1 protein-coding gene is annotated in these 615 nt (G+C 68.8%); it reads right to left on the bottom strand.

Features of this window, described 5'->3' with window-relative positions; all coding sequences use genetic code 11:
- Positions 1 to 588 (bottom strand): PRC-barrel domain-containing protein (locus tag LG661_RS24840; protein ID WP_230534662.1); only part of this gene is annotated, 588 nt, incomplete at its 3' end.
- Positions 589 to 615 lie beyond the last annotated feature (27 nt).

Raw genomic sequence — 615 nt, 5'->3', positions numbered from 1 at the left:
GGCCGGGTTGACCCGAACCGTGGGAGCGGGCTGGCGCACCACGATGCCGGCCTCGTCCTGGGTCTGCGCCATCTGCTGCTGTTCCGTCCGGCGCAGGGCGAAGACCGGATCGACCTCGTAGCCGACGATGGCCAAGCGGTACTCAGGGTCGACCTCGCGGTACTGGGTCGCGACCTGCTGGTTGTAGGCCTGGAAGCGCAGCTGCTCGTCGCTGCCGGTCACGATGAAACGGTTGTCGCGGTAGGCCAGGCGGTTGGCGGGCACGAGCGCCTGCTGGTCACCGGAGGTGATCACGGCGAAGGTGCGGTTGTTGCGGTCCTGCACCAGGCGGTCGATGGTGCCGACCTGCTGGCCGGACTGCGTGTAGATGGTCTGGTCCTGCAGGTCGGACGCGGCGACGCCCTGGCCCTGCTGCCCCTGCTGCATGCCCTGCGAGCGCTGGGCCTGCATGCCCTGGCGCTGCTGGTTCTGCTGCTGGCCGAACTGCTGCTGACCCTGCTGGCCCTGCTGCGCGCCCTGGCGCTGCTGAGCCTGGTTGCCCTGCTGATTGATGTTGGGCTGCGGAACAGGACTCTGCTGCTGAGCCATGGCAGACAGCGGAACCAGGGCCGACGT

Origin of the sequence: Microvirga roseola (assembly GCF_020866965.1) — a bacterium.
Lineage (GTDB): Bacteria > Pseudomonadota > Alphaproteobacteria > Rhizobiales > Beijerinckiaceae > Microvirga > Microvirga roseola.
The sequence above is the reverse complement of the archived record's forward strand: the minus strand, read 5'-3'. Positions and strand labels throughout refer to the sequence as shown.